Source organism: Streptococcus sp. ACS2, from assembly GCF_000525585.1.
In the GTDB taxonomy this organism is placed as follows: domain Bacteria; phylum Bacillota; class Bacilli; order Lactobacillales; family Streptococcaceae; genus Streptococcus.
The window spans coordinates 29,643-49,474 of record NZ_JALT01000047.1 but is presented as its reverse complement, the minus strand read 5'-3'; the positions used below and the strand labels follow the sequence as shown (position 1 = coordinate 49,474).

Here is a 19,832-nt window from a genome sequence, read left to right as displayed (position 1 = left end):
CTTATTACATTTCCTAAGTGATGTAACTAGCCTTAATCCATACTCTTCAGCTCCAGCACCATGTCACGGATTTGAGCCGCCAATTCAAAGTCAAGTAGTTCTGCTGCTTCGTGCATTTGTTTTTGAAGTTTCTTGATGGCTTCTTGGCGTTCTTTCTTGTTCATGGCACTGTAGTCCACAGTATCCTCTGCTACCTCTGCTTCATTAGCCTTGGTAATCGAAATAAGGTCACGAATTTCTTTCTTAATCGTTTGTGGAACAATACCATGCTCCTTATTATAGGCCATCTGGATTTCACGGCGACGAGCTGTTTCATCCATGGCTTTTTGCATAGACTCCGTAATCTTATCTGCATACATAATAACGTGACCTTCGCTATTTCGGGCAGCACGTCCGATCGTTTGGATAAGTCCACGTTCGTTACGAAGGAAGCCTTCCTTATCCGCATCCAAAATAGCAACCAGACTAACCTCAGGAACGTCAATCCCTTCACGAAGAAGGTTAATACCGATAAGAACATCAAAGACACCTAGACGCAAGTCACGGATAATCTCCGTACGTTCCAAAGTCTTAATGTCAGAGTGCATGTATTTAACCTTGACACCCATTTCCTTGAGATAGTCAGTCAAGTCTTCAGCCATCTTCTTAGTCAAAGTGGTTACAAAGACACGCTCGCCTTTTTCAGTTCGGGCATTGATCTCACCAAGGAGGTCATCCATTTGTCCCATAGTTGGACGCACTTCGACTTCTGGATCAAGAAGCCCTGTCGGACGGATGATTTGCTCAACGACAGTCTCAGTTTGCTCCATCTCATAGTCCCCTGGAGTGGCAGACACATAGACAATCTGATGAACATGACTCTCAAATTCTTCACGTCGAAGTGGACGGTTATCAAGCGCTGATGGCAAACGGAAACCGTAATCAACCAACATCTTCTTACGGGCCTGGTCCCCGTTATACATTCCCTTAATCTGACCCATGGTCATGTGACTTTCATCAATCATGATAAGGAAATCTTCTGGGAAGAAATCAAGCAAGGTGAAGGGGGGCTCGCCTTCTTTACGTCCATCCATGTGTCGTGAGTAGTTTTCAACACCATTGGTGTAGCCCATTTCACGAAGCATTTCAACATCGTATTCAGTCCTCTGGCGGATACGTTGAGCCTCGATGAGCTTACCCTCAGCTTCAAATTGCTTAACCTGGGCTTCCATCTCTTCCATAATATTCTTGATGGCTTCTTCCATATGCTCTTCATTGGTCATAAAGTGAGTCGCCGGGAAAAGAACAAGGTGCTCAACCTCGCCGAGATTGCGTCCTGTCAAACTTTCAATCTCACAGATACGGTCAATCTCATCACCGAAAAATTCCACACGAAAGGCGTGTTCATCGCGGCTGGCAGGGAAAATCTCGACTACATCACCGCGTACACGGAATTTCCCACGTTGGAAATCAATGTCATTTCGCTCAAACTGGATATCAACTAGGTCATTGAGCAACTTGTCTCGAGAAATCTCTTGCCCTGGACGAAGACTAACCGCTGAATCGGCATATTCTTTTGGCGAACCCAAACCGTAAATACAAGAAACGGAAGCCACAACGATAACATCATTACGCTCAAGGAGGGCAGATGTCGCTGAGTGACGGAGCTTATCAATTTCATCATTTACAGAACTATCTTTTTCGATATAGGTATCTGATGACGGTACATAGGCCTCTGGCTGATAGAAATCATAGTAGGAAACGAAGTATTCTACAGCATTGTCTGGGAAGAACTCCTTGAACTCTCCATAAAGCTGACCTGCCAAAGTTTTATTGTGGGCAATAACCAAGGTTGGTTTATTGACGCGCTGGATGACCTGACTCATGGTATAAGTCTTACCTGTCCCTGTCGCCCCCTTTAGAATTTGAGCCTTCTCACCACCTTCAATATTGTCCACCAAGGCTTCGATGGCCTGAGGTTGATCCCCAGAAGGTTCATATTTAGAAACCAAATGGAATTGGTTGTCTTCTTTTCTATCTATCATTCTTTTTCCTTTCATTTATGTAATCATTCATCTCTTGGTCGGAGAAGATTTCCCCACTTGTAAGCGGAATTTGAATCATTCGCATCTTAGCGACATAGGCACGTTTCTTCCGTGATTGATGACCAAGTTTTTTGTCATAGGTAACAGCTGTCTCACCATTTTTGAAGAAGATAAGCAACACCTGATATCTCTTTTTATCATCAACCTCGGCATCATAGTCGAAGACATGCTCGATGCGTTTCAAAGAATATCTCACTGTCGAAGAGCGTCCAATATCCTCCATCCGTGTTGTCCAAGCTTTCTTGACAAATTCAATCTCGGATAAGGGAATGTCAAAAGTTTTCCGTCCAAATGCTTGGCCATAGTAGGTCAAGGAATTGTCATCCAGTTCCAAGAGCTTTCCATGACCTTTGAGATTTACGATACCGTCTATAAGGTGAACAATGGATAATAAAAGCCAAAATAAAACAATGACAGCAAGGAACTGCTTGACTGGATTATCACGAAGAGAACCTCTAATTAGCTCAGGACAAAGAATCCATAAAGACAAGACAGAAAATATAAGGCCAACGACTATTTTCAATTTCAACATGACCCTATCAAGCTTAACTATCATATTGTCTCCTCCAAGTGTTTCTTCTATTTTAACACAGAAGTAAAAAGACCGAGTCTTTGAACTCAGCCTTAAAAGTTTTCATTCTTCAATTGTAATCGAAGAATGATGATACCTACCACCAGAACCACACAGGTAACAATATTCCCTTCTAGGCCAAAGGCCCCACCTGACAACCAATCAGGCACACCTGACCTAGCCTGAAAATGCAATAAGCTGCCACCTGCATTCTGGCCACTAACTGACACGCCAACTAGATTTCCTTGTGCAAAGTTCCAAGCACCGTGAAGGGCAGCGACCCCCCATATATTATCTGTCTTGAGCATGTAAAGAGCCATGAGAACCCCTACTAGAACAATACTGATGAGAGACAAGGCGGTAACACCTTGATTTCCTAGGTGTAATATTGAAAAGAAAGAACTTGAAATAGCAATTCCCCAAGAAAGGTTGAATTTATTAGTCACCGTCTGAAGCAACCAACCACGTGTCACCAGTTCCTCGGTTCCACCTTGGATAAACCAGAAAGGTATTAGGGATAGTATATATAGGATTGTTCTCTGAGAAAAGTCCACTTTTACAAATTCTAACCCTCCAAGTAAATAAGTTCCAAGGAAACTAACTAACAAGAGTAGAGTCCCAAATCCCCACCCCTTAAGCAAGTTCAACCAAATATGACCCTTAAAAAATCCTAGTGTACGAATGGGGCGTTTTTCAACAACTTTAACCCAGAAAAAGATAGCTAAGGCAGTAAAGGCAAAGGTTCCCAACTGAAAATACAAGGTTGAAAACAATTTATAGGAAATCGTATTTATATCTTGGAACTGAATGTTGCCATTTAATACTAAGAACCAAAGGACAATAGCCATTGGAATTCCCACAACAATCCCTGATAGAAATCCACTTATAAGGAAATAACCAAAGGCAATAAAACAGGACAGCATAATCATCAGCCAACTTGGGACTTTATCATATAGGCTAGTATATTTCTCAAGCATACGTTTCTTCATTTTTTTAGCTCCTGTAACAAATCTTACATGTATTCGATTACAGTGTAACTAATTGACACAAGCTTGTCAAATTCTTCTAAAACTCTTCTCATATCTAACGAGCTTTGTTAGATTTTCTAACATCAAACTCCAAGAAGTTTGATAACAAGACCTTTTTTTGATAGAATAGGAAGGTATTTTATAAAGGAGACTTTTTATAATGAAGAAAAAACTTCTGACACTCTTCTTGAGTGTCATGTCAGTTTTCTTTGTTTTCGGAGCTAAGGTATCTGCCGAGACTATCTCAGTCGTTTCAGATACAGCCTATGCCCCATTTGAATTCAAAGATTCTGATCAGACCTACAAGGGTATCGACGTTGATATCATCAACGAAGTTGCCAAACGTAAAAATTGGGACGTTAACCAAACCTTCCCTGGTTTCGACGCAGCTGTCAATGCTGTTCAATCAGGCCAAGCTGACGCCCTTATGGCCGGTACTACTGTTACCGACGCACGTAAGAAGGTCTTTACTTTCTCAGACACTTATTACGACACCTCAATTGTTATCTACACACGTAGTAGCGATAAAGTCAGCGACTACAAACAATTGAAGGGTAAAACAGTCGGTGTTAAAAACGGTACCGCTTCTCAAACTTGGCTTGATAAAAATGCTAGCAAATATGGTTTCACTGTTAAAACTTTTGACACTAGCGACTTGATGAACAACAGCTTGGATTCTGGTTCTGTCGATGCAGCTATGGACGACACACCAGTTGTTAAATACGCTATTGGTCAAGGAAAAGACTACGCTATCAACATTAAGCCTGAATCTATCGGTAGCTTCGCTTTCGCTGTTAAAAAAGGTGGAAAACACGAAGATCTTATCAAAGATTTCAACGAAGCTCTTAAGGAAATGAAGAATGACGGCACCTATGACAAAATCATGAACAAATGGTTGGGTGACTCATCAAAATCTTCTTCATCAAAACCTTCAGCAGATCTTAAATTGACTGGTGATGCCAACGCAAAAGCCACTCCTGCTAAGGAAACCTACACTATCTCAATGGACTCATCTTTTGCTCCATTCGAATACCAAAATGGTTCAGGTAAATATGTAGGTATCGATGTCGATATCATCAATGCCATTGCTAAAAACCAAGGTTTCAATGTCAAATTGACAAACCCTGGTTTCGATGCATCACTTAATGCTGTACAATCTAGCCAAGCTGATGCCGTATTGGCTGGTATGACCATCACTGATGCTCGTAAACAAATCTTTGACTTCTCTGATCCTTACTACACATCAAACATTCGTTTGGCTGTAGCTAAAGGAAGTAAGGTTAAATCTTACAAGGATCTCAAAGGTAAGACTGTAGGAGCTAAAAATGGTACGTCATCTTACTCATGGTTGGAAGACCACGCTGATGAATATGGCTTTACTGTTCGTGCTTACGATGAAGCTTCTACTATGTACGACAGCTTGAACTCTGGTTCAATCGATGCTCTTATGGATGATGAAGCCGTTCTTCTATACGCTATCCAACAAGGGCGTAACTTTACAACACCAATTGAAGGTATTGCTACTGGTGAAGTCGGCTTTGCTGTTAAAAAAGGTGCTAATCCTGAGTTGATTGAAATGTTCAACAATGGTTTGGCTGCTATCGTGAAAGATGGTACTTACGATAAGATTATCAATAAATACCTCGATAGCAACAAATCAAAAGAAGGAAGCACAAAAAAAGCTACCGATGAAACAACCATCGTAGGCTTGATTAAAAACAACTACAAACAACTTCTCCAAGGTCTTGGAATTACCCTTGGTTTGACTCTTCTTTCATTTGCTATTGCCATGATTATCGGTGTTATCTTCGGTATGATGGCAGTTGCACCAAACAAGACACTTCGTGTGATTTCACAAGTCTTTGTTGACGTGGTTCGTGGTATCCCATTGATGATCGTTGCAGCCTTCATCTACTGGGGTATTCCTAACTTGATTGAAAACATCACTGGTCACCAGTCACCAATCAATGATTTTGTGGCAGCGACAATTGCCCTTTCACTTAACGGTGGTGCTTACATTGCCGAAATTGTACGTGGTGGTATCGAAGCTGTCCCAATTGGTCAGATGGAAGCCAGCCGAAGCTTGGGTGTTCCTTACAATACAACAATGCGTAAGGTCATCTTGCCACAGGCGGTCCGCTTGATGTTGCCAAACTTCATCAACCAATTTGTTATCTCATTGAAAGATACGACTATCGTATCAGCTATCGGTTTGGTTGAACTTTTCCAAACTGGTAAAATCATCATTGCTCGTAACTACCAATCATTCCGTATGTATGCAATCTTGGCCATCCTTTACTTGGTCATCATCACATGCTTAACGAAATTGGCTAAACGACTAGAAAAGAGACTTAAATAATGGCTGAATTGAAAATCGATGTGCAGGACTTGCACAAATCATACGGCGACAATGAAGTCCTTAAAGGCATTGACGCCAAATTCTACGAAGGTGACGTTGTATGTATCATCGGTCCTTCAGGTTCAGGTAAATCAACCTTCCTTCGTACGCTTAACCTACTTGAGACAGTGACATCTGGTAAAGTAGTCGTTGATGGCTATGAATTATCAGATCCTAAGACAGACCTTGACAAAGCCCGTGAAAATATCGGGATGGTCTTCCAACATTTCAACCTCTTCCCACACATGACAGTCCTTGAAAACGTAACATTTGCACCTGTTGAACTTGGACGTATGAACAAGGAAGAAGCTGATAAATTAGCTATGGATCTTCTTGATCGTGTTGGACTTGCTGACAAAGCCGATGCTACACCTGATAGCTTGTCAGGTGGACAAAAACAACGTGTAGCAATTGCACGTGGTTTGGCGATGAATCCTGACATCATGCTCTTTGACGAACCTACTTCTGCCCTTGACCCTGAAATGGTCGGAGACGTTCTTAACGTTATGAAAGAATTGGCAGAGCAAGGTATGACCATGATTATCGTTACTCACGAAATGGGATTTGCCCGTCAGGTAGCCAACCGAGTAATCTTTACTGCGGACGGTGAGTTCCTCGAAGATGGTACGCCAGATCAAATCTTCGATAACCCACAACACCCACGTTTGAAAGAATTCTTGGACAAGGTTCTAAACGCTTAATCATCACAACAGTTACTCTTGCTAGAGTAACTGTTTTTGCTTACCAATTTGGATAAGAAAAAAACAGAGCAAGTGCTAGACTTGCTCTGTTTCTTCATTTAATTCAGGGTGTTTTGCTGCTTCTTCCCTTGCCAAACGTTCACGCTCAAGACGGAGTTTTCGGTTAGGATTTAAGCGCGTAAAGAGTTCCTCAAGTTTCTTTGGATTCCAAACATCGGCCGCAGAAACAAAGTTCCCATCTTTATCCCTGAAGGATATCGGTTTATCTCCCATTGTAAACCTCTTATTTCAATATTTTTATATTTCAATGACCTTACGCAGTTAGTGAGGTTGATAGGCAGTCCGCCATAGCGGCTGCCGTAGACTATCAAGTGCTTGGCACTTAGAGAGTCTTTCAACGTCAATCCACAAACTCAAATTCGAAGTTACCGATACGAACGATGTCGCCATCCTTAGCACCACGTTCACGAAGTGCTTCATCAACTCCCATTCCACGCAATTGACGTGCAAATTTCATGATTGATTCGTCACGTTCCATGTTGGTCATAACAAAGAGTTTTTCAAGTTTCTCACCAGAAAGTACCCATGAGGCATCGTCGTCACGGCTAATTTCAAATGGACGTTCATCCTCGTTAAAGCCGTAGTAAACTTCTTCTTGTTCCATATCATCTTCGCTATAAAGCAAGAATTCGTCTGTCTCATCAAGCAATTTTGCAGTAGCTTCTAAGAGATTTTCCAAACCTTGGTGAGCCAAACTTGAAATTGGGAAAATTTGTGGCAACTCATCGAATTCATCGTAGTTAGCAGCCAATTTTTCCTTAAACTCTTTCAAGTTTTCCTCAGCCTCAGGCATGTCCATCTTATTAGCTACAATAATTTGTGGGCGTTCCATCAAGCGTAAGTTGTAAGTTTCCAACTCTTTATTGATTTGAAGATAATCCTCGTAAGGATCACGTCCTTCGCTCGCTGACATATCAATCACATGAAGGATAACACGTGTACGCTCAATGTGGCGAAGGAACTGCGTTCCCAAACCAACACCCTGACTAGCCCCCTCAATCAATCCTGGAAGGTCAGCCATAGCAAAGCTCTCACCTGACTTAGTACGAACCATTCCCAAGTTAGGAACAATTGTCGTAAAATGATAGGCACCAATCTTTGGTTTTGCTGCCGTTACCACACTGAGAATCGTTGATTTACCAACAGATGGGAAACCAACCAAACCAACATCAGCCAAAATCTTCAATTCCAATTGAAGTTCACGTTCTTCACCTGGTTCACCATTTTCAGCGATTTCAGGAGCAGGGTTACGAGGTGTTGCAAAACGGATATTTCCTCGACCACCACGTCCACCGTGAGCAATGACAAACTCTTGGCCATCTTCAACCAAATCAGTAATAACTTTGCCGGTCTCAGCATCACGAACTGTCGTACCTGGCGGGATGCTAACGATGAGGTCTTCAGCACCTCGACCGTGCATTCCCTTGGTCATCCCTTTTTCGCCATTCTTAGCCTTGAATTTACGGTTATAACGGAAATCCATAAGGGTACGCAGACCTTCGTCAACCTTGAAAATGACTGAGCCACCCTTACCACCGTCACCGCCCCAAGGACCGCCATTGGGTACATATTTCTCACGACGGAAAGCGACCATCCCGTCACCACCACGACCAGCTTTGACACTAATCTTGGCTGTATCTAAAAACATACTCATCTCTATATCTCTCTTTCTGACTAGTGCGTCCTATATCAAGACATTCTCATATAAAAGAATTTCTGACAGACACAAAAAAACGCTTGATAGCGTCTTAAAGGACAGCTGCGACTGCTTGGAAAATCAATGCCCCAACTGTTACTAATAGCATAATCAAAACGACCAATACTGTTAGACGTTCAAAAAATGATTTCTTACGTGGTCCGTTATCTCCAAATGCCACTTGAATTTACCTCGTTTTTTCTTCTATTATTTCACAATAATAGTAACAAAAATCTGCCCATTTCGCAACTCTTAACTAGCTTAAGCCAAAGGAATTCCAAAAACAGCTAAAGCTTCCAACTCCTCCTCGCTTAAACGTCGCCAAGCACCAAGTTCTAAATCATCTGGCAGACTTAAAGGCCCCATACTCATACGTTGTAACTCTGTCACTTCCTTACCACAAGCAGCTACCATACGCTTAACCTGATGGAATTTCCCCTCAGCAATGGTAATCTGAACCAAGCTAGTCCCAGCATCCCTATCTACGGATACAATCTCTAGTTTAGCTGGTTGGCAAGTGTGGTCTTTGAGTTCAATACCTTTTTCAAAAGCCAGAATATCCTCCTGATCCATGATACCATCCACCTTGGCTTGATAAATCTTGTCCACATGTTTCTTTGGAGATAGCATGGCGTGAGCTAAGTCACCATTATTGGTCAATAGAAGAAGACCATGAGTGTCAATATCCAAGCGACCAACTGGAAAAATTTGCTTATGTCTTGCTGTGTCATCGAGTAAATCGAGCACTGTCTTGTGACGGGCATCCTCTGTTGCTGAAATGACACCCTGAGGCTTATTTAAAAGATAGTAAACAAAGGTCTCATGTGTCAGCTCCTGACCCAAGTAAGCAATTCGGTCTTTATTCTCATCAATCTGAGCCTTAGGTGACGTCTCCACTTGACCATTTACAGTCACTTGCTTCTTTTTAAGAAAGGTCTTGACCTGACTACGACTCCCGACACCACAGTCTACCAAAAACTTATCCAGACGCATCTAAACTTCCTCCTTTATTGGAATCCAAACTTCCATTTCATAATCTTCAGCCTGACGATTTCCTGGGAGATAAACCTCTACAGTGGGCTGGTCAATCATTTCAAAATGGTTCTTAGCATAGTGAAAACTCTCCCAAACAGCTGCCGTTGCAGGCCCTCTAAGTTTAAATACCGCATAAGTAGCTGGTGCTAGAGCAATCATTTCCATACTATCATCCTCACCAGCCAAGGCTGTTACATAAGTCTTGCGACTGCCATCATTGATCCGAATGCCATAGGTAGGAACAGCCAAATCATCTTGTTCTGCTAAAAAAGGTACCCAAAGGAAGTCTGTTGGCTTACCTAATTCCTCGCCTTCAAAAGCCATCCCTGAAAAACTCAAAAATCCCTTCCGAACAACCCTCACATCATAACGAACGGTTACTAAATCCAACTTTTGAATCACCTTTTTCAGTTTTGTCAGCTCAACTGGAACCTCGTCCGCTAGGACATAGGAAATCTTTTCTACAAATGCTTCTTTTTCGGCATTACCAGAGCCTATAGGAACCAAGACCCAATCTTCTGCTGCAACACTTTGATCTTCACAAAGGTAGGTAAAGTGCTTTCCTCCTTCATTAAAAGACACATCAGCTAAACGAAAAAGAGGTTCAGGTAAATCGACAACCACCATCTCAAGCCCGTTTGCCTTAAACAAGAGCTCTTGATCCCTTAAACGAGCCTTCATAGCCAAGCTATCACTATCAATAGAAAAGCTGTTATCCGAGTCCATTACAGACTGAAAGAAGGCCTGGTGTAAACCTGAAAAAGTCCAGACAGTATGCCAACGACACATCATCTCATAATCATCAATGGTCACCAGAAGAGAGAGCTCCTGCTGGTCAGAAGCATAAGAATAGGCTTGAACGCTCAGTTGGTTTGGTGTCAGGTAGTCATTAACAAAGACCGCAAAGTCATCCATGGTTTGAAAATCTGACATAAACGCTCCTTTTCTATTCCTCGACCGAGCCTGTCACATACATAGTAAATGTAGCCCTTGTAAGAATTTTCTCTTCCTGATTAGTAATGACAACTTCCACCACCTTGGTCGTCTTGCCATTATGAACACACAATCCCTCAATCTTGAGTTGGTCAGACAAATGACCTGCCTTGAGATAATTGATATTAGACTGAAGCGTCACCGCATAGTCACCTGTTGAAATGGCCACGAGCCCTGCGATCTGGTCACAAAGCGTAAACAGATATCCCCCATGAGCATTACCAAAATAATTCAGGGACTTCTCGACTACCTTAGTTGTCACGATAACATGTCCCGCTTCAAATAGTTCTTCTTGAAAATTCTCAAATACACGGATCTCATGTAGTTTGTCTTCCATAGCAAGCCCTCCTATCGTTGCTCATTCCACACCTAGTGAAATGACACGTCTTTATCTACTAGTATAACACGAAGTTCATAAAGGATAATAAGCTTATTTGGCTAAGCTAATATCAACCTTAATATCTTCACGAAAAAGCTTCTTCACTCGACAATAATTATCCACAAAAGCCAAGAGTTCTTGTTCATTTTCCAAAATCAGATCCTTAGGTAAATGAATAGCAAGTGTGAAATGCCCTTCTTCATAGTTGGAATCAACCTGAATAGCAAGCTCCTCAATTCCCTGATACTTGGCAAAATAACTCTGTAGACACATGGTCACACAAGAAGCCAAAGCAATATTCACCAGGCTCATAGGTGTTTCCCCATCTTCCGTATAGCCAAAAAGTTCCACAGGTGCTCCATACCCCTCTGAAAGTGAATGGAATCGTTTGTCACCTTTAATTGTTGTTTGATACATCATGTCACCTCAATCTATTTTTTATTATTATAACAAAGAGAGGGCTAAGGACCGAGCTGAACGATTTGAAATATCTATCAAAAAACAGAAAGCGTAAGGGTTTTTAACTCTTATTTTCCAATAGATTAGTCTTGTACAACACTGAGATTACCAAGGGGTTACAGTTGAGTAAAAACGACTGGAAGCGCTTTTAATATTATGGTTTTTCATTTAAAATGAATTTACTAAGAAAAAAGGGAGACTATTATGAAAACATTTTCTAAATTAACTTTAGCCTCTGTCTCAGTTCTTGCCTTGTTGACCTTAGCAGCATGTGGCAACTCTAAAGACAAAACTGACTCATCATCTTCAGCACCATCATCAAGCAAGGTGACCAAAGAATCTTCTTCAACTGATTCAAGTGCTTCAGTAAAAGTCAACAAAGATGGATCATCTGAAGTCAGCGACGGAAACGCTAACTCAGCAAAAACAAACGGCAATAACACTGTAGAAGCTAACGATAGCGAAGGTAACAGCGCAACAGTTGGTCAAGATGGTTCAGTCGATGTTAATAGCCAAGACGGTACAAACGTCAAAGTCGGATCAGACGGAACTGTCTCAATTGGTAACTAAATAAGATAAAAAAGGCTAGCTATTCTGCTAGTCTATTTTTTAGATTTAGATTGATGTAAACGCTTCCTGAAAGTGTTATAATAGGCGTGGAAATCCAAATTCAGGAGGTGAGACAATGAAAAATAAAATCATCTTGGGATGTTTGGCTGCAGCGACTTGTGAGATTCTCTTTGGGCTCAGTTTTATCTTTACCAAATCTATTACAGTACAGGTCAGTGACCTGGCTTTAATCTCTTGGCGTTTTGTCACAGCCTTCCTTTTTATTAACCTCTATTTTCTCATCAGTCGACGTCGGATAACAATTAATGGTAGAAATCTTAAACCTCTGACACGTATTGCCATCCTCAATCCGATTATCTATTTTATCTGTGAAACGATTGGCATTCGTATGACGACGGCTTCTGAAAGTGGAGCCTTTCTCGCCTGCATCCCAGTCGTTGCCCTTATCATGTCTAGCCTTATTTTAAAAGAATGGCCCAGCCGTTGGCAGGTGGTCGGTGTCATCACAACCCTCGTCGGTATCATCATGGCTGTCTTTGCTGCTGGCGGTTCTACCCACTTCTCCCTGGTGGGCTACTTGATTCTAGGTCTAGCAGTTGTCTCCTACGCCCTGTATTGCGTTGATGTTGAAAGGGCTAGTCAATTCAGTAGTCTTGAGATTACTTATTTTATGCTTGCCAGTGGTTGCCTGACATTTGGACTCTTTGCACTCAGCCAAGGCTTTCTAGCAGGCGATTTGAAAGAGCTCTTGCTACTCCCTGTGACCAATACAAAATTCACTATCACCATCCTTTATCAAGGCTTGGGATGCAGTGTTCTGGGCTATCTTCTATCAAATTTTGCCATCGCAAATATCGGGGTTAACCGAACAGCATCCTTTATTGGGATTTCGACAATTATCTCAATTCTAGCGGCTGTCGTCGTCTTAGGAGAACCCTTCTCGTATTTACAAATTTTTGCAGGTATTTTAGTCGTCTTGGGCGTCTATGTGGCCAATAAAACCTAAAACTCTCGGGAATTAATCTTCCGAGAGTTTTTAGTCTTAATCAAGCTCTGTTTGGATTAACACGACGAGTTCTTCCTCATTAGGAATGCTGCTTACCGCAGTCGGCTTAGGTAAAGCCTTATCTCCATACCCCTTAATAATATGTGATAAGAACACAGACGCTTTTGTCATGGCAAGAGGTAAAGAATCTGCCCTAATGCTACGACCAAAGTCAGGAAAACTAATTTGATAACCTTCCTCAATCGTGTGAAAAATCGCTGGATATTCGTATAACATGTCTCTTCCCCCATTTCAATACTAGACTCCTCTATGATAGGATGTGTTTGAGGATAAGTCAACCAAAAATTGTTACAAAGAGAGAGTGAAACCATTCGAAACAAGGCAGCAAAGTTAAAATAAGGCTTAGTCCGTAATCAACTTGAGAAAGTGGCACCGATTCGGTGCTTTTTTTGATATATAAATAGTCCTTTGGATGATTCCAAAGGACTATTTATATATCTACTATTTCTTGACCTCATCCAAAATCTCGATTACCTTATATAAATCTGGTTCTGTGATTTGGTAGGGAGCTTGTTCACGAACAATTGGTTTGGCACAAAAGGCGATGCCGATACCAGCTGTCTTAATCATAGGCAAATCATTGGCACCGTCACCCATTGCAATGGTTTGCGAGAGTTCGAGACCATTTTCTACCGCCCAATCTTTGAGTTTGGCTACCTTGACATCTTTGGTAACAATCTCACCATACACCTTACCAGTTAAGACACCATCAACAACCTCTAGGTGATTAGCCTTGACATAATCGATTCCTGCTTCAGCTGCTAGTCTATCCACAGTCTCATGGAAGCCTCCAGAAACCAAGCCTACCTTAAAGCCACGGGCGTGAAGTTCATCCACAAGTTCCTTGGCTCCCTTGTTGAAATGAATACGAGCATAGACCTTATCAAATATACTCTCTGGCAATCCCTTGAGGGTCGCTACACGCTCATTTAAGGCCTGTCTAAAATCCAATTCTCCACGCATGGCACGCTCTGTGATTTCAGCAACTTCTTGACCAACGCCTGCTTCTTCTCCCAATAAATCGATAACTTCTTCTTGGACTAGCGTTGAATCTACGTCCATAACTAATAAACCCTTAATTTCTGACATAATTACCTCGATTCTTTGATGCCTATCTAAGCCTTCACTAGATTTAATTTTAACATGAAATGAAAAACGGACCTTACAAAAAATTCTGGACCCTAGTCCAGAATCTTTCTCTTACATACGAATTTGTTCGCGCGTCTTCTCGTAAGATGATACAAAACGATCTGTCACACCTGGTTCAACTGTTTCCAAGGCGTAAGAGATTTCTTCCAAAGATGCATCATAATCATGATCAACTTCAAACAACTTAAGCGCATGCTCAAAGCTGCTTTGAACAGCAGGTTCGAATGAACGGTAGCGGTTTGAGTATTGCAAGAGTTGCTCAGTCAAGGTTGCATTTTGAACAACCAAGTAGGCAGTCTCTTCCAAATGATCAATGGCATTTTTAGATGTTTCTGTCAAACGCATTACCGCATCGATATTGATACGTCCACGGCTGAGTTCATCCATAAGGGCCTCAATTTGAGCACTTGTTGAGAAGAAGACACTCAAGAAGGATTGAGGAATACCTGGCAGGTTACGTTTTTCCATGTAACGTTTGATAACATGCAATTTATTAACATAAACATCAAGCTCTTCACGTGCCTTAGCTTCGTTTTTCTCAATAGCCTGAAGTTTTTCAAAGACCTCAACCTGACCATTTTCAACAGCAGACAAGGTATTGAGACTCTTTTCAAAGATCTTTTCAAGTTCTGAGAAAGGTTTCACCTGAGTTTCAAAATTTTCAAGGGTTGGAAGCACAGCTGTCTCCACACCTGAGATATCAGATGCAAAGCTACGAACATCTGCCGCATAGGTTTCATCGAAAATGTAAGTCAACATGAGACGCTCAAGCTCTTCTTGAAGTTTCTTGTTGTTTTCTTTAGCATGCTTGAGATAATCTGGCAAAATTTTCTTTTGACGCATAACAACCTTGTATGATGCAATTTCACGTTCGAAAATGCTATATAAGTTGTCAATTTTTTCTTGAATCTCAGCGTTTTCTTCTTCCGCACGGTCCAAATCAAGAGAAACCAACTCACTTGAGTTAGAACGGATAGCTTCACGAATTTCTTGGAAGCGACGTTCGATATTTTTTTCAGGGAAGTGATAATTTTGCTCAATCAACTTGCGGTAGCCAGACTCCAAATCATCCAACTGATCTGGGAAATCATCTTCCAACTTAGCTACAATAGCAGGAATCTTCTCTGAAATTTGCCCCAATGCAATGGTGTGCTCTTCTGCACGATCCAAAATACTTGATGCCTCAACAGGGTCACCTGATGAGTTAAGCGTCACAAATTCTGCAAACTCAGCTTCAATGTTTTTAAGCTGTTTATTGATTTCGGTCATGGTAGAACCGAAATTATCAGAGTTTTCCTCGATTGAGTTTTGCAACTCTTCGTACAAGTCTAATGCATGCTTAACGCGAGCACTGTTCTTTTCTTCTTGTTCTTTCAAGGTTGAGAGTGCTTCGCGGATAGACTTGATGTCTTCTTCCACAAGATCCAACTGGCTCTCAATGTTATTGATTTCACCACTAGCCTTGAAGAAATGGAAGGTATCGTTCATATTTTCAGCTTCGAAAATATGATTCTCAATATCTGCGAATGAATTTGTCGAGATATCTATCCATTTCTGATTCCATTCACGGAAGGTTGTCTGACTTTGTCCAATCAAGTGAAGCTTTTTGACTTCTTCAATTTCTTCATTGACTGGCAAGTCAAATAATCTTTGCTTGCGTTCTTCAAGCTCTGCAATCCGCGAATCATTTCGTTTTCTAATAAGAATACCGACTAAGTAAGCGATAATTACGAGCATAACTACCACTACAATCAGTAAAACAATTCCGCTAGACATAGTTTCTCCTTAATCGTCTATTATGTTCATAAATGTAGAATAACATTACGATTATATCATAGTTATCCTAGCATTGCACCCTTTTCTAAAAGAATATTAGATATCTAGAGTACTGTAAACGGCATTTTCTTCGATAAATTCGCGGCGAGGTTCAACCTTGTCTCCCATCAGCATATCGAAAATCTTATCTGCTTCTGCAGCATCATCCACAGAAACACGTGCCATCAAACGATTTTCAGGGTCCATGGTTGTTTCCCAAAGTTGGTGGTCATCCATTTCACCTAAACCTTTATAACGTTGTACCGTAGGTTTTGAACGTCCCACACTATACTTTTCAAGAGCAGCACGCAATTTGTCTTCTTGATCTGCACCAGGTTGGATATATTCTTTAATCTCAGAGCCAACCTTAACCCCATAAATTGGTGGCTGTGCAATATAGACATAGCCTGCTTCCAAAACAGGACGCATAAAGCGATAAATCAAGGTCAGAAGCAAGGTACGAATGTGAGCCCCATCGACATCGGCATCGGTCATGATAACCAACTTATGGTAACGAGCCTTGCTGACATCAAATTCAGCTCCAAAACCGGTACCCATAGCTGTAAAGAGCGAACGAATTTCTTCATTGGCTAGAATCTTATCCATGCTAGCCTTCTCAACGTTCAAAATCTTACCTCGAATTGGCAGAATGGCTTGGAATTCACGGTTACGACCTGACTTAGCAGAACCACCGGCTGAGTCCCCTTCGACGATGAAAAGTTCATTCATTTCGGCATTATTTGATGAACAGTCTGCCAACTTCCCTGGAAGGTTAGAAATTTCAAGACCTGACTTCTTACGTGTCACTTCACGGGCACGTTTAGCAGCGATACGGGCCTTAGAGGCCAAAATCCCTTTTTCAACAATCTTCTTAGCGATGGCAGGATTTTCCAAGAGGAATCGGCTTAGAGCTTCGCTGAAGAGACGATTGGTAATCTTAACCACTTCTGAGTTTCCAAGCTTGGTCTTGGTTTGTCCTTCAAACTGTGGGTTTGGATGCTTGACAGAGATGATGGCAGTCAAACCTTCACGAACATCATCCCCAGTCAAATTATCATCTTTTTCTTTGAGAATCTTATTCTGACGTGCATAGTCATTAATAACACGCGTTAAGGCTGTACGGAAACCTTGTTCGTGGGTACCACCTTCATGGGTGTGAATGTTGTTAGCAAAACTCATCACCGTTTCATGATAGCCAGTTGTATATTGCATAGCAACTTCAACTGAAATACCATCCATCTCACCATCAGTGTAGATAGGTTCATCAAAGATAACATCCTTGTTTTCATTGATGTATTTCACATAAGATGTGATACCACCTTCGTAGTGATAATGTTTCTCTTGTTCGAGACCCTCACGCTTATCTGTGATAGAGATACGGAGCCCCTTGTTCAAAAAGGCTAGCTCTTGGATACGTTTAGCCAATTTTCCAAAATCAAACTCAGTTGTTTCTTGGAAAATCTCTGGGTCTGGCGTAAAGTGAACAGTCGTACCATGTTTCTCTGTTTCACCAATTACTGCTAAATCTGCTACCACGACCCCACGTTTATACTCTTGGAAGTGGATATGGCCATTTTTATAAACCTTAACATCAAGTTGTGTTGAGAGGGCATTAACGACCGAAGAACCAACCCCGTGCAAACCACCAGAGACCTTATAACCGCCTCCGCCGAATTTACCACCAGCGTGAAGTACTGTAAAGACCGTTTCAACTGCAGGACGGCCAGTTTTTTCTTGGATATCGACTGGAATACCACGACCATCATCGACAACCGTGATAGAATTGTCCGGCTCAATAAAGACCTGAATATGAGTGGCGAAACCAGCCAAGGCCTCATCAATTGAGTTATCGACAATCTCCCATACCAAATGATGCAACCCTTCTTTTGAGGTTGACCCAATATACATACCTGGGCGCATACGTACCGCTTCAAGCCCCTCTAGGACTTGAATCTGGCTGGCATCATATTCTTGCGCTTTTTCTTCAAGATTTTTTAATTCATCAGTCATTTATGTCACAATCTCCAATAATGATTTATGGCCGTCAACAAGCAAGGTATCCAGACCTGCTGCTTTTCCTGCCTCTATATCTATCTGGCGGTCACCAATGACCAAGCCGTGTTTAATATCGTATTTGTTAATTAAATAAAGGAAACTATCTGGACTCGGCTTTCTAGCAAAGCCATTTTCAGAAGTTACAACCTCTGTAAAATAAGAGGCAATTTCTGCTTTGTCAAGGATTTCTAGCACCAAGTGATTACGGTGGCTAACCAAAAAATTACGCCCACCCTCAGCCACAATCTTAGCTAGGACAGCCTTAGCACCTTCAAAAAGAACAGGTTCCTGTAGATGCTTGGCTTCCTCCTGCTTATATAGGGTTCGAAAATCAGCTATATCAGGCGCAAACATAGCAATGGCAGTACTCGTTGATACCTTAAGGGCATCATAGACTGCTTGAGGTTCTGCTGTACGCTCAAATTGTTCTAAAGTTGCTAGAAAGGCTTGGGTTGATACCTGGTAATTATCCAACAAGGTACCACCCAAATCCCAGATATAATCTCCATAATTCATAACCTTAATTATAACATAAAAGGTCAGATTTTGCTTGTTTTTCACAGCTAAAAAGGCTTGGAAAACCTATCCAAACCTTAATTTTTTATTTCAGAATCAAACTTGCCACAATAGGACTAATAAAGACATATAATATCCCTGTTACAGCGATCGAAAGACCACCCATGGCACCTGCAACCTGACCATATCTGAAGGCAGCTCCGGTACCTACGGCGTGTCCAGTTCCTCCTAGTGAAAGTCCGATAGCAACTGGATCTTTAATGCCAATCATTTTTAAAAAGACAGGACCCAAGACAGAAGTTAGGATACCCGTAATAACAACGACAACTAAAGTCACTGTCGTAATCCCCTGCATTTTTTCCGAAATCCCTACAGCCATGGCAGTCGTTACAGACTTAGGAAAGAGAGAGATGGCTAGGAAATAATCCATACCAAAAAGCTTAGCAATCAAGGCCGTATAACTCGTATTTAGAACACAGGCAACAGTTGATCCAATTAGAATACTCTTATAGTGATGGCGCATGAGGTGTAGATTCTTATAAAAAGGAACTGCTAGCGCGACTGTTGAAGGAATAATCAAACTGTTAAGGTAAGAACCACCTACATAGTAATCCTTATAGGAAATACCTGTATAGTGCAAAATGACGATAATCAAGGCAGTCGATACAAGAAGAGGCGTTGTCAAAGGATTAGGAAAACGGCGATAAATCAAAAGCCCTATTGTGTAAGCTAGTACAGAAAGTGTTAGCCCAAACAAGGGTGTATTAAAAAAATTAGCCACGTTTAACCTCCTCGTAATCACCTTCAAAATGTTTTTTGATGAAACCGACAACTACTGCAATCACTACAATATTAAGAACCAAGGCTCCCATAATAATCAAAATAATAGGGACAATATTCGCTGAAATAGCATTCCATCGTTCCATAATACCGACACCTGCTGGCAAAAATAGAATGGTCATATTGGTAATTAAAAACTCTGCTACTGCATGAATATGACGTAGACGAATCCACTTAAGCTGAAGAGCAATAAGAAGCAAGAATAAACCAATAATGCTTCCAGGAATAGGTAATTTGAAGAATGTTGAAATAGCTTCACCAATAACGGCAAACAAACAAATCAACATGAATTGAACGTAGTATTTCACGACTTGCCTCCTAGGTTTAATCACCTATTAGTCTACTCCTTTTTTTTTGAATTTCAAGAGTTTTCAGTAAATTCTTTTGAAAAATTGAGAGGTATAAATCAGCCTCTTT

21 protein-coding genes are annotated in these 19,832 nt (G+C 41.3%); 4 read left to right on the top strand and 17 right to left on the bottom strand.

Features of this window, described 5'->3' with window-relative positions; translation table 11 throughout:
* Positions 1-32: 32 nt before the first annotated feature.
* The 3 genes from uvrB to HMPREF1517_RS09640 all read right to left on the bottom strand — a co-directional run bounded on the left by uvrB (position 33) and on the right by HMPREF1517_RS09640 (position 3,644).
* Positions 33-2,024 (bottom strand): excinuclease ABC subunit UvrB, encoded by a 1,992-nt coding sequence (gene uvrB / locus HMPREF1517_RS09650; protein ID WP_021143783.1) that lies wholly within the window; start codon positions 2,022-2,024, stop codon positions 33-35.
* Entirely contained in the window at positions 2,014-2,640 is a 627-nt protein-coding gene (locus tag HMPREF1517_RS09645; protein WP_021143782.1) for a hypothetical protein, read from the bottom strand. The genes uvrB and HMPREF1517_RS09645 overlap by 11 nt, the downstream gene beginning before the upstream one ends.
* Before the next feature lie 68 nt (positions 2,641-2,708).
* Positions 2,709-3,644: a CPBP family intramembrane glutamic endopeptidase gene (locus HMPREF1517_RS09640; RefSeq protein ID WP_037601663.1), complete on the bottom strand. Its 936-nt coding sequence runs from the start codon at positions 3,642-3,644 to the stop codon at positions 2,709-2,711.
* A 199-nt stretch (positions 3,645-3,843) separates the two neighbouring features.
* Here HMPREF1517_RS09640 and HMPREF1517_RS09635 point away from each other — a divergent pair, with 199 nt between their 5' ends.
* Together HMPREF1517_RS09635 and HMPREF1517_RS09630 are read left to right on the top strand one after the other, a co-directional pair.
* Positions 3,844-6,042: an ABC transporter substrate-binding protein/permease gene (locus HMPREF1517_RS09635; RefSeq protein ID WP_037601660.1), complete on the top strand. Its 2,199-nt coding sequence runs from the start codon at positions 3,844-3,846 to the stop codon at positions 6,040-6,042.
* Positions 6,042-6,782: an amino acid ABC transporter ATP-binding protein gene (locus tag HMPREF1517_RS09630; RefSeq protein ID WP_037601657.1), complete on the top strand. Its 741-nt coding sequence runs from the start codon at positions 6,042-6,044 to the stop codon at positions 6,780-6,782. Before HMPREF1517_RS09635 ends, HMPREF1517_RS09630 begins: the two co-directional genes overlap by 1 nt.
* A gap of 75 nt (positions 6,783-6,857) precedes the next feature.
* Here HMPREF1517_RS09630 and HMPREF1517_RS09625 read toward each other — a convergent pair whose 3' ends face one another.
* The 7 genes from HMPREF1517_RS09625 to HMPREF1517_RS09600 form a co-directional block, all read right to left on the bottom strand.
* On the bottom strand, positions 6,858-7,055 hold the full coding sequence (locus tag HMPREF1517_RS09625; RefSeq protein WP_002884415.1) for a hypothetical protein: 198 nt from the start codon (positions 7,053-7,055) through the stop codon (positions 6,858-6,860).
* Between the two features lie 127 nt (positions 7,056-7,182).
* On the bottom strand, positions 7,183-8,496 hold the full coding sequence (obgE, locus tag HMPREF1517_RS09620) for a GTPase ObgE (protein WP_002891491.1): 1,314 nt from the start codon (positions 8,494-8,496) through the stop codon (positions 7,183-7,185).
* A gap of 94 nt (positions 8,497-8,590) precedes the next feature.
* Positions 8,591-8,719 carry a DUF4044 domain-containing protein gene (locus HMPREF1517_RS10400; protein WP_002884629.1) on the bottom strand — a complete coding sequence of 43 codons (129 nt, stop codon included), beginning with the start codon at positions 8,717-8,719 and terminating at the stop codon, positions 8,591-8,593.
* Positions 8,720-8,799: 80 nt separating this feature from the next.
* Positions 8,800-9,531 carry a pseudouridine synthase gene (locus tag HMPREF1517_RS09615; RefSeq protein WP_037601654.1) on the bottom strand — a complete coding sequence of 244 codons (732 nt, stop codon included), beginning with the start codon at positions 9,529-9,531 and terminating at the stop codon, positions 8,800-8,802.
* Positions 9,532-10,506: a GyrI-like domain-containing protein gene (locus HMPREF1517_RS09610; RefSeq protein WP_037601653.1), complete on the bottom strand. Its 975-nt coding sequence runs from the start codon at positions 10,504-10,506 to the stop codon at positions 9,532-9,534.
* A gap of 13 nt (positions 10,507-10,519) precedes the next feature.
* Complete coding sequence (locus HMPREF1517_RS09605) at positions 10,520-10,903, bottom strand: PaaI family thioesterase (protein ID WP_002891494.1); 384 nt, start codon at positions 10,901-10,903, stop codon at positions 10,520-10,522.
* 93 nt (positions 10,904-10,996) lie between these two features.
* A complete protein-coding gene (locus tag HMPREF1517_RS09600) occupies positions 10,997-11,362 on the bottom strand; it encodes an OsmC family protein (protein ID WP_037598323.1) in 366 nt (121 codons plus the stop codon).
* A gap of 246 nt (positions 11,363-11,608) precedes the next feature.
* Here HMPREF1517_RS09600 and HMPREF1517_RS09595 point away from each other — a divergent pair, with 246 nt between their 5' ends.
* Positions 11,609-11,974 (top strand): hypothetical protein, encoded by a 366-nt coding sequence (locus HMPREF1517_RS09595; RefSeq protein WP_037601648.1) that lies wholly within the window; start codon positions 11,609-11,611, stop codon positions 11,972-11,974.
* 115 nt (positions 11,975-12,089) lie between these two features.
* On the top strand, positions 12,090-12,980 hold the full coding sequence (locus HMPREF1517_RS09590) for a DMT family transporter (RefSeq protein WP_037601647.1): 891 nt from the start codon (positions 12,090-12,092) through the stop codon (positions 12,978-12,980).
* Between the two features lie 36 nt (positions 12,981-13,016).
* Here the strand turns inward: HMPREF1517_RS09590 and HMPREF1517_RS09585 are convergent, their stop codons facing one another.
* The 7 genes from HMPREF1517_RS09585 to HMPREF1517_RS09555 all read right to left on the bottom strand — a co-directional run bounded on the left by HMPREF1517_RS09585 (position 13,017) and on the right by HMPREF1517_RS09555 (position 19,723).
* Positions 13,017-13,256: a hypothetical protein gene (locus HMPREF1517_RS09585; RefSeq protein ID WP_037601644.1), complete on the bottom strand. Its 240-nt coding sequence runs from the start codon at positions 13,254-13,256 to the stop codon at positions 13,017-13,019.
* 225 nt (positions 13,257-13,481) lie between these two features.
* Complete coding sequence (gene serB, locus HMPREF1517_RS09580) at positions 13,482-14,129, bottom strand: phosphoserine phosphatase SerB (RefSeq protein WP_037601641.1); 648 nt, start codon at positions 14,127-14,129, stop codon at positions 13,482-13,484.
* 111 nt (positions 14,130-14,240) lie between these two features.
* The gene (gene ezrA, locus HMPREF1517_RS09575) at positions 14,241-15,965 is read right to left on the bottom strand and encodes a septation ring formation regulator EzrA (RefSeq protein ID WP_037601638.1); all 1,725 of its coding nucleotides are present in this window, start codon (positions 15,963-15,965) and stop codon (positions 14,241-14,243) included.
* Positions 15,966-16,061: 96 nt separating this feature from the next.
* The gene (gene gyrB, locus HMPREF1517_RS09570) at positions 16,062-18,014 is read right to left on the bottom strand and encodes a DNA topoisomerase (ATP-hydrolyzing) subunit B (protein ID WP_037601635.1); all 1,953 of its coding nucleotides are present in this window, start codon (positions 18,012-18,014) and stop codon (positions 16,062-16,064) included.
* The gene (locus tag HMPREF1517_RS09565; protein WP_037601631.1) at positions 18,015-18,575 is read right to left on the bottom strand and encodes an HAD-IA family hydrolase; all 561 of its coding nucleotides are present in this window, start codon (positions 18,573-18,575) and stop codon (positions 18,015-18,017) included.
* Positions 18,576-18,660: 85 nt separating this feature from the next.
* On the bottom strand, positions 18,661-19,356 hold the full coding sequence (locus HMPREF1517_RS09560; protein WP_002886784.1) for an LrgB family protein: 696 nt from the start codon (positions 19,354-19,356) through the stop codon (positions 18,661-18,663).
* Complete coding sequence (locus HMPREF1517_RS09555) at positions 19,349-19,723, bottom strand: CidA/LrgA family protein (protein WP_014634867.1); 375 nt, start codon at positions 19,721-19,723, stop codon at positions 19,349-19,351. The genes HMPREF1517_RS09560 and HMPREF1517_RS09555 overlap by 8 nt, the downstream gene beginning before the upstream one ends.
* Positions 19,724-19,832 lie beyond the last annotated feature (109 nt).